Origin of the sequence: Promicromonospora sp. NPDC060204, from assembly GCF_042728455.1 — a bacterium.
Taxonomy (GTDB): Bacteria; Actinomycetota; Actinomycetes; order Actinomycetales; family Cellulomonadaceae; genus Promicromonospora.
The window spans coordinates 1-7030 of record NZ_JBHWZO010000301.1; the positions used below are offsets into that span (position 1 = coordinate 1).

Annotated in this window: 5 protein-coding genes; 3 read left to right on the forward strand and 2 right to left on the reverse strand. The window is 73.3% G+C overall.

Annotated elements, in window-relative coordinates; translation table 11 throughout:
• Positions 1-73: 73 nt before the first annotated feature.
• A complete protein-coding gene (locus ACFWEJ_RS25475; RefSeq protein WP_377231969.1) occupies positions 74-1045 on the reverse strand; it encodes a zinc-binding dehydrogenase in 972 nt (323 codons plus the stop codon).
• Positions 1046-1322: 277 nt separating this feature from the next.
• Here ACFWEJ_RS25475 and trpS point away from each other — a divergent pair, with 277 nt between their 5' ends.
• A complete protein-coding gene (gene trpS, locus ACFWEJ_RS25480) occupies positions 1323-2480 on the forward strand; it encodes a tryptophan--tRNA ligase (protein ID WP_377231970.1) in 1158 nt (385 codons plus the stop codon).
• 154 nt (positions 2481-2634) lie between these two features.
• Here trpS and ACFWEJ_RS25485 read toward each other — a convergent pair whose 3' ends face one another.
• Positions 2635-4557 (reverse strand): phosphoenolpyruvate carboxykinase (GTP), encoded by a 1923-nt coding sequence (locus ACFWEJ_RS25485; RefSeq protein WP_377231971.1) that lies wholly within the window; start codon positions 4555-4557, stop codon positions 2635-2637.
• Positions 4558-4758: 201 nt separating this feature from the next.
• On the opposite strand from ACFWEJ_RS25485, the gene ACFWEJ_RS25490 reads away from it, so the two are divergent.
• Both ACFWEJ_RS25490 and ACFWEJ_RS25495 read left to right on the forward strand, forming a co-directional pair.
• Positions 4759-6249, forward strand: a complete 1491-nt coding sequence (locus ACFWEJ_RS25490) for a helix-turn-helix domain-containing protein (RefSeq protein ID WP_377231972.1) — start codon at positions 4759-4761, stop codon at positions 6247-6249.
• A 60-nt stretch (positions 6250-6309) separates the two neighbouring features.
• Entirely contained in the window at positions 6310-6984 is a 675-nt protein-coding gene (locus ACFWEJ_RS25495) for a hypothetical protein (protein ID WP_377231973.1), read from the forward strand.
• Positions 6985-7030 lie beyond the last annotated feature (46 nt).

Sequence of the window (7030 nt, forward strand, 5' to 3'; positions counted from 1 at the left end):
GACGGCGGGGCGTCGTCCCCGCCGTCCGGCAGCGCGGCCGCACCGTCCGGAAGGCGCGCCGGGCAGCGCCTCGTCAGACCAGCAGCAGCGACTTGCCGACCGTCCGACGCTCGGCCAGCGAGGTGTGGGCGGCCGCGGCGTCGGCCAGGGGGAAGGTCGCGCCGATGGCGGGCCGCACCCGGCCCGCGGCTGCCAGGTCCAGCACCTGCGTCAAGAGGGTGCGGACGAGCTCCGGGGCCGGCGGGCCGCCCGCGAGCTCGTTGATCACCTCGATCCGGCGCTGCTCGGCGACCAGGGGATCGACCGCCGTGAACTGACCGCTGGACGTGCCGTAGGTGACGAACCGCCCGCCGTCGGCCACCGTCTCGAAGACCTCCGCGCCGAGGGCGCCGCCGGCGCCGTCCAGGGCCAGCACGACGCCGGGTCCGCCGGTCGCCGCACGCACCCGGTCCGCCCAGCCCGGCTCCGTGTAGTCGACGGCGACCTCCGCGCCCAGCTCGCGGGCCAGGCTCAGCTTGGCGTCGCCGCGGGCCGCCGCGACGACCCGCGCCCCGGCGTCGCGCAGGATCTGCACCGCCAGCGAGCCGGCGCCGCCCGCCGCCGCCGCGACCAGCACCCAGGGCGCCCCGTCGGCGCCGGCGGGAGCGTGCCGGGTCAGACGCAGGGCGGTCACGCCGTCGGTCATGAGGGCCGCGGCCTCGGTCAGGCCCAGGCCGTCCGGCACGGGCACGACGTCGCCGAGGTCCGCGGCGACCCGCTCGGCGTAGCCCGGCCCGTGCACGACGACCGGACGCCCGATCCAGGCCGCGTCCACCCCGCTCCCGACCGACTCGACCCGGCCTGCCCCGCCGGTCCCGGGGACGTAGGGCGGCCGCAGCGGGAAGATCTCGCCGCCCCATCCGCCGCGCAGCAGGGTGTCGAGAAAGATGACGTCGGCCGCGACCAGCCGCACCACCACCTGGCCCGGGCCTGCGACCGGGTCCGGGACGTCCCGGGCGACCAGCACCTCGGGCCCGCCGAACTCGTGTACCTCGATGGCCCGCATGTCGCTCTCCCTCGTCCCGGCCGGCCCTTGTGACCCGCCTCGGACGGCCACGCTAGAACCTCAACCAAGGTTGAGAGCAAGGTGTGGTCCCTTGATCGCCGCCGCGCCCCCGCCTACCCTGGCCACATGACGCACGGGCTGAACTGGTGGCGGCTGCACCCGCAGCCGTGACCTGACGCGCCCACCCGCACAGAAGTCCCGAGCTGCTCGCCGCAGCCCGGGACTTTTCTGTGCCCGACGTCGTGCGCGGGCGGCTCCCTGACCAAGGAGACCCGGCATGTCCATGACCCTGCCGCCCGAGGCGGCCCCGACGCCGTCCGCCACCGGCACCCTGCTCGACCTCGACGCTGCCCGCGAGAAGCGCAGCACCACCCGCTCCGCCGCGGCGGCGCGCGAGCGCACCGCCGTGCTGGAGGACCGCATCGCCCGGAACCCGGGGGAGTACCGGGTGCTCACCGGCGACCGCCCCACCGGAGCCCTGCACCTCGGGCACCTGATGGGCACCGTCGCCAACCGCGTGCGCCTGCAGGACCTGGGCGTCGAGGTGTTCCTCATCGTCGCCGACTACCAGGTCATCACCGACCGAGACGACGCCGGCGACCTGCACGCCACGGTCCGCGAGGTGCTGCTCGACTACCTCGCGGCGGGCCTCGACCCGGAGCGCAGTACCGTCTTCACGCACTCGGCGGTGCCGGCCCTCAACCAGCTCCTGCTGCCGTTCCTGTCGCTGGTCACGGTGTCCGAGCTGGAGCGCAACCCCACGGTGAAGTCGGAGGCCGAGGCGGCCGTGCTGCGGCAGAAGCGCGGCATCTCGGGCCTGCTGCTCACCTACCCGGTCCACCAGGCCGCCGACATCCTGTTCTGCCACGGCAACCTGGTGCCGGTCGGCGTGGACCAGCTTCCGCACCTGGAGATCACCCGGACCGTGGCGCGGCGGTTCAACCAGCGGTACTCGGCCGCCCGCCCGTACTTCCCCGAGCCGGACGCCCTCATCGCGCCGTCGACCACCGTGCTCGGCAGCGACGGCCGCCGGATGTCCAAGTCGCGCGGCAACGCGCTGGAGCTGCGGGCCTCGGAGGACGACACCGCCACCTTCTTCAAGCGCGCGAAGACCGACGCCGAGCGCACCATCACCTACGAGCCGGAGCGTCGGCCGGAGATCGCCAACCTGCTCCAGATCGGCGCCTACTTCACCGGCATGCCGCCGGAGGCGCTCGCCGACGAGGTCGGCGCGGCGGGCGCCGGCCGGCTCAAGGCGGTGGTCACCGAGGCGGTCGTGGAGGGCCTGCGCCCCCTCCGTGCCCGACGCCGCGAGCTCACCTCCGCGGGCCCGCGGCACCTGGACGAGGTGCTCGCCCGGGGCAACGCGCGGGCGAACGAGATCGCGGACCGCACCCTGGACGACGTCCGCGGGCTGATGGGGATGCGCTACTGAGCGCACGGTCCACAGGCCTGTGGACGAACAGGCCTGTGGACAAAGGAGATCCCCGGCCGGGATGCCTCAATAACCCGGCCGGGGAAATCTGTTCGGACGGCCGACGGCGCGACGGGTAGCCACCCGAGAAGGTCGCGCCGTCAGCCGCCCGAGATCATCGGGCCAGACGCTCCCGCAGGGCGTCGAGCTGGGCGCGCAGCGCCGTCGGCGTGTGGTCGCCGAACCGGTCGAAGAACTCCTCGGTCAGGTCGGCCTCGGCCTGCCACGGCGCGGTCGGCACGTCGAAGAGCGCGGCCATGTCGGCGTCCGGCACGTCGATGCCGTCCAGGTTCAGGGTGCCGGGTGCGGGCAGGCTGCCCACCGGCGTGGCCACGGAGGTGTCCTCGCGCAGGCCGCGGCCGGCCTCGACCTGGCCCACGATCCACTCGATCACGCGCGAGTTCTCGCCGAACCCGGGCCACAGGAAGCGGCCGTCCTCGCCGCGGCGGAACCAGTTGACCTGGAAGATCCGCGGGCGCTTCGACTCCTCGATGCCCGCGCCGACCTCCAGCCAGTGCGCCCAGTGGTCGGCCATGTTGTAGCCGCAGAACGGGAGCATCGCGAAGGGGTCGCGGCGCAGCTCGCCGAGCGCGCCCTCGGCGGCGGCCGTGCGCTCCGACGAGATGGTGGCGCCCATGAACACGCCGTGCTCCCAGCCGAACGACTCCGCCACGAGCGGCACGTTGCTGGCGCGGCGACCGCCGAACACGATCGCGTCGACCGGCACGCCCGCCGGGTCCTCCCAGGTGTCCGCGATGGTCGGGCACTGCGCGGCGGACACGGTGAAGCGGGAGTTCGGGTGCGCCGCCGGGGTCTCGGAGTCCGGCGTCCAGTCGTTGCCCTGCCAGTCGGTCAGGTGCGCCGGCGGCTCGGCCGTGAGGCCCTCCCACCAGACGTCGCCGTCGTCGGTCAGCGCCACGTTGGTGAAGATGGTGTCGCGGTCGAACGTCGCGACGGCGGTCGGGTTGGTGTCGACGCCGGTGCCGGGCGCGACGCCGAAGAAGCCGGCCTCGGGGTTGATGGCGCGCAGCGTCCCGTCCGGGCCGGGGCGCATCCACACGATGTCGTCGCCGAGGGTCTCGACCTTCCAGCCCGGGATCGTGGGCTGCAGCATCGCCAGGTTCGTCTTGCCGCACGCGCTCGGGAAGGCGGCGGCCAGGTGGTACTGGCGCTGCTCGGGCGAGGTGATGCGGATCAGCAGCATGTGCTCGGCGAGCCAGCCCTCGTCGCGCGCCATCGCCGACGCGATGCGCAGCGCGAAGCACTTCTTGCCGAGCAGGGCGTTGCCGCCGTAGCCGGAGCCGTACGACCAGATCTCGCGGCTCTCCGGGAAGTGCACGATGTACTTGGTGTCGCTGCACGGCCAGGCCACGTCCGCCTCGCCGTCGGCGAGGGGCGCGCCCACCGAGTGCACGGCGGGGACCCACTGCTGGCCGGCGTCGATCAGGCGCAGGATCTCATCCGAGACCCGCGTCATGACGTGCATGGAGACGACGACGTAGGGCGAGTCGGTGAGCTCGATGCCCACCTGCGAGATGGGGCCGCCCACGGGGCCCATCGAGAAGGGCACCACGTACATCGTGCGGCCCTTCATCGAGCCCTCGAAGACGCCCTCCAGCTCGGTGCGCATGTCGGCGGGCGCCACCCAGTTGTTGGTGGGGCCGGCGTCCTCCTCGTCCTGCGAGCAGATGAAGGTGCGCGACTCGACGCGGGCGACGTCGGCCGGGTTGGAGCGCGCCAGGTACGAGCCCGGCCGCTTCTCCTGGTTCAGGGCGACGAGCGTGCCCGCGGCCAGCATCTGGTCGATGAGGCGCTGCTTCTCGTCGGCGGAGCCGTCGCACCAGACGATCTCGTCCGGCTGCGTGAGCTCGGCGACGCGGGCGACCCAGTCGCGCACGTCCAGGCCTTCGGCGGCGGGGATGCCGTTCGCGGCCGTGGACGCCGAGGTGTCTGCCGTGGTGGAGTCCTGACCGATGGTCACGTCGGCCACGAGCTCGGCGACGAGCCGGGTTCGGCGGGGGTTCGCGAGGACGGACATGTGCGCTCCGATCATCAGACTGCGGGCCACGGTGGCGGGCTTGTTTCCACCTTCACGTGCGGATCGCCCCGAATTCCAGCCCACGGCCTGTCAAGAATCGCCGATCTTCACGTAGTGTGAAGGAGCGGGTTCCTGCTGGCCCGTCCCGGGCAGCGACCGGGTGAAAGCGACCGGGTGAAGTGACAACGAGCGGAGGGCGGCATGCCTGCCGGAGGCGAGCCGACGTCGTCGGGCACCGAGACGGACCTGATCACCCTGGGCCGCCGGATCCGGCACCTGCGCACCGCGCAGGGGCTCACACTCGATGCGCTCGGCGAGAAGGTGGGCTCGGCGCCGAGCCTGCTGTCGCTCGTGGAGAACGGCCGGCGCGAGCCGCGGCTCGGGCTCCTGCGGTCGATCGCGGAGGCGTTGGGCGTGCCGATGGGCGAGCTGCTGAGCGCGGAGCCGCCGTCGCGCAGGGCCGCGCTGGAGATCGCGCTCGACCGGGCGCAGCGCGGCCAGCTCTTCACCACCCTGGGCGTGCCCGCGGTCAAGCCCAGCCAGAAGCTGCCGATGCCGGTCCTGGAACAGCTCGTGGGCCTGCACGACGAGCTGGCCCGCCGCGAGCAGATGGCGATCGCCACGCCCGAGGAGGCGCGGCGGGCCAACACCGAGCTGCGCCTGGAGCGGGAGGCCCGCGACAACCACTACCCGCAGTTCGAGGCCGTCGCGGAGCAGATGGTCAAGGCCGCCGGGTACACGGGCGGCGCGCTGACGCACCGCACGGTGGCGCGGATGGCGGAGCAGATGGGCTTCACGCTGCTGCACGTGGGCGACCTGCCGCGGTCCGCCCGCTCGGTGACCGACCTGCGCAACGGGCGCATCTACCTGCCCCCGGCGTCGACGCCCGGCGGGCACGGCCTGCGGTCGCTCGCGCTGCAGGCGCTGGCGCACCGTGTGCTGGAGCACGACCGGCCGCGGTCGTACGGCGAGTTCCTGCGGCAGCGCGTCGAGATCACGTACTTCGCCGCCGCGTGCCTGGTGCCGCAGTTCGTGGCCGTGCCGTTCCTCCAGGAGCGCAAGCGGGAGCACGACCTCGCGGTCGAGGACTTCCGCGACGCCTTCGGCATCACGCACGAGGCGGCCGCGATGCGGCTCACCAACCTCGCGACGCACCACCTCGGTATCCCGCTGCACTTCCTGCGCGTGGGGGCCGACGGCGCGCTGTTCCGCGGCTACGCGAACGACGGCCTGCCGTTCCCGCAGGATGTCACGGGCGCCATCGAGGGGCAGCTCATCTGCCGGCGCTGGGCGGCGCGTGAGGCGTTCGAGCGGCGCGACCGCACCACCGAGTTCTACCAGTACACCGACACCCCGGCCGGGACGTTCTGGTGCTCCACCCAGACGGGGTCGACGTCGCCCACGGGCGGGCCAGACGGCGGTTCGGGCGCGTTCTCGATCACCGTGGGCGTGCCGTACGCGCACGCCAAGTGGTTCCGGGGGCGAGACACGCAGGTGCGCCGCGCCTCGACCTGCCCGGACCCGGCCTGCTGTCAGCGCCCGTCGCCGGAGCTGACCGACCGCTGGTCGGGCGAAGCCTGGCCGTCGGGGCGCATGCACCAGCAGATCCTCGCGGCCCTGCCGCGGGGCGCGTTCCCCGGCGTGGACGACGCCGAGGTGTACACGTTCCTGGACAAGCACGCCCCGGACTGACACGCACGTATGACCTTCCCGTCAGGTCGTCGGCGCGGCGTCGGGTTAGCGTAGGCGACCGTGGCATCGAACCTGGCTTGCATCGGACTGGACGTCTGGCGACGTAGCGAATTTCGCGACCTGGTGGCCTCGGCACGCGCCGAGGCGGAGACCATCGCCAAGGACGGCGAGGTCGGCGTGCACATCTGGACCGACGCGTCCGGCGCCCGCCTGATCATCACCACCGAGGGCGACCTCGTGCGGGTCGTCACGCCCACGTTCTACGCAGCGCCGGGCGCCATCCTCTCCGAGCCGCAGGCGGTCGACGGCGGCCTGGTGCTCGCCGAGCTCGTGAACCAGCACGACGAGGTCATCACCGAGATCGCCTGCCAGCTCGAGGAGCTCGCCCTGCTCGGCACCGCGGAGGCCCCCGTCACGGGTCCGGCGTCGATCGTCGTGCTTGGCAACTCCGTCCAGGTGATCGGGCGGGCCGACGCCGACGTGTCCGGCCTGGTCTTCGAGCCCACCGGCGCGTACGCCGCGTCGACCGACGCCGTCGCGCACCTGACCGGCGTGGTGCTCGCGATCGAGCAGCGCTCCGTCGCCCGCACCGGCCAGGACTTCACCGCCGCCCGTGTGCAGACCGACGGCTTCCAGGTCACGCTCTGCCACCCGGCGGGCCAGCCGGCGCTCACCGTCGGCGACGTCGTCGAGGTGGACGGGTACGTGGTGGCGTCGCTGCCGGAGCTGCGCTGACTCCTGCGGGACGCACCTCCCCTTTCGGGACGCACCTCCCCTTTGA